The sequence below is a fragment of the Mesorhizobium sp. M7D.F.Ca.US.004.03.1.1 genome (assembly GCF_003998635.1).
GTDB lineage: Bacteria > Pseudomonadota > Alphaproteobacteria > Rhizobiales > Rhizobiaceae > Mesorhizobium > Mesorhizobium loti.
Window position 1 is genome coordinate 1 of sequence record NZ_RZQG01000861.1, and the last position, 2,480, is coordinate 2,480.

1 protein-coding gene and 2 pseudogenes are annotated in these 2,480 nt (G+C 65.5%); 1 reads left to right on the plus strand and 2 read right to left on the minus strand.

The window, feature by feature from the left end; genetic code table 11:
• Nucleotides 1-448: DUF4175 family protein (locus EN935_RS31005; protein ID WP_127373968.1), on the minus strand; the 448-nt coding region annotated here is incomplete at its 3' end.
• Nucleotides 449-660: 212 nt separating this feature from the next.
• A pseudogene (locus EN935_RS31010) lies at nucleotides 661-996 on the minus strand (pyridoxal-phosphate dependent enzyme); the annotation flags it as partial.
• Here EN935_RS31010 and EN935_RS31015 point away from each other — a divergent pair.
• A pseudogene (locus EN935_RS31015) lies at nucleotides 992-2,480 on the plus strand (TIGR02302 family protein); the annotation flags it as partial. The pseudogenes EN935_RS31010 and EN935_RS31015 sit on opposite strands and share 5 nt — an antisense overlap.

The window sequence follows — 2,480 nt, forward strand, 5'->3', positions numbered from 1 at the left end:
CGCGTGTACGCGGCAGGTCGGCGCCGAGGCTGTCGAGCTTTCCGGCCATGCGCTTCTGGTGTTCGCGCCACAGCGCCTGCGAAAAGCTGCTTTCCCGGCCGCTTGGCCGGTCGGTCTGCACCAGCACCGGGCTGTGCAACAGTTGATTGGCCGCCTCGATCCGGCGGTCGATTTCGGCAGCGCCCGGCAGGCGGAAGAAGCGCAGCGGATAGAGCGCGGCCAATGCCGCGATGGCAAAGGCGGCGACGAGGCCGATGCGCGCCATATCCGGCACCCGGGAGAAGATGCCGAGCCAAGAGATGCTGAGGAACAGGCTGGCGACGATGACGAGCGGAAGCAGCAACGGCCAGCCGCGCTCGACCATCATCGAGACCCGCGTCGCCAGCCGGCTCAAGGCAAGGCGCCCGGGCAGGCCGCGATCGCTGCTGAAGGTGGGTCGTTGCGTCATCGGCCCTTCCTAGAGCCTATTCCATCCCGAAAGAACCGGGATGGGGCTCTATCTCCTTGAGCATGATCTGTTCCGAAAACCGGATTCCACTTTTCGGAATCATGCTGTGGGGCGGGCAGGATAGCCCAAGCCTCACGACTCGAAGAATACCAGCAAACACGGCAAAGGCGAGGCGCTTTCAAAAAACGTGAAGCCCATCGCTATAGTTGCAGTCAGAAGGTCGCCGGGTTGGCATTCGCCCCGCAGACCAGCACGGCGACGCGTTCGCCCGGCGCCGGCGTATAGCGGCCGGACAGGACGGCGGCAAAGGCCGCGGCGCCACCCGGCTCGGAGATGATGCGGACCCGGTTCCACAGGGCCTTCTGCGCGGCGATGATGTCGTCGTCGCTGACCAGGATCGAGCGTTCGACAAAGGCCTCGGCGATCGGGAACATCATTTCGCCGACGCGCTTTGGCGCCAGCGAATCAGCGGCGATGCCCTCGGCCGGCGCGTCGACGGGGTGTCCGGCCTCAAAGGCACGGTGAAGCGTCGGCGCCCCCTCCGGCTCGGGCGAAGAAACCCTTGCCTATGCCGACAAGCAGGGCAATTCCCGCGCCATCGACCCGGCCGGCCCCCAGGCCGCCGCCGCCAAGCCGGCGCCAACGCCGGCGACACCATCCAAAGTGCGCCAGTTCACCGGCAAGCTGACCGGTGACGGCACGCTGACGCTGACGTCGGGCGAGGACCAGCTGGGGCGCTGGGCCTTCGCGGTCATATCCGACAAGCCGCCACAGATCCGCTTCGTCGGCGAGCCGAAGCGCGCCGCCAACGGCGCCTTCGAACTCAACTACCAGATCGACGACGATTATGGCGCCGCCACCGCCAAGGCGGTGTTCACGCTCGCAGATCCGCAGGCGCCCAATGCACACCCGCTCTATAGTCCGCCTGAAATGCCGCTGTCGCTGCCGCGTCGTGGTGGAAAGTCGAACGCCGCCAGGACCTCGAAGGACCTGACCGAACATGTCTGGGCCGGCAGCAGCATCAAGCTGACGCTGGTTGCCACCGACGATGCCGGGCACACTGCATCGAGTGAGACCAAGACGCTGCTGATGCCGGAGCGGCCATTCGCCAATCCGCTGGCGCGCGCGGTGATCGAGCAGCGCCGCCTGCTGGCGCTCGACGCCAACGCCAAGCCCCGCGTGCTCGACCTGATGGACGCCATCACGCTGCGACCGGAAGACACGTTCGACAACATGTCCCACTACCTCGCCATCGTGAGCGCCCGCAGCCGGCTGAAGATGGCCGACAGCGACGATCAGTTGCGCAGCGAGGTCTCCTATCTCTGGGAAATCGCGCTTGGCATCGAGGAAGGCAATCTCTCGGCCGCGGAAAAGCGGCTGCGCCAGGCGCAGCAGGTGCTGCAGGACGCCATCAAGAATGGCGCCAGCGACGCTGAAATCGAAAAGGCGATGAAGGAACTGCGCGAGGCGATGAACCAGTTCCTGCAGGAATTCGCGGAACGCGCCAAGCAGAATCCCAGCGCACCGCAGATGCAGCAGAACGGCCAGGAACTGCGCCAGAGCGACATCGACCGCATGATGGACCAGATCGAGAATCTGGCGAAGTCGGGCGACCGCGACAAGGCCCAGCAATTGCTGTCGCAACTGCAGGACATGATGAACAATCTGCAGGCCGGCCGTCAGCAGCAAGGCGGCCAACAGGACAGCGAGATGCGCCAGCAGATGGACAAGCTCGGCGAGATCCTGCGGCGCCAGCAGGAGATGATGAACGACACCTTCCGCATGGACCAGATGCAGCGCGGCGAGCGCCAGCGCGGACAGAACCGCGACGAGCAGCTCGGCGAAGGCAACGGCCAGGGTGAGGACAAGCCAGGGGTCGGCGAGGACCGCGATCCGCTCGCCCGGCAAAAGCCGATGACACCGCAGGAATTCGCCGACGCGCTGAAACAGCTGCAGCAGGGACAGGGCCAGCTGAAAAGCGACCTCGGGCAGCTGAAGAAGGGCCTCGAAGGCATGGGCATGGAGCCTAATG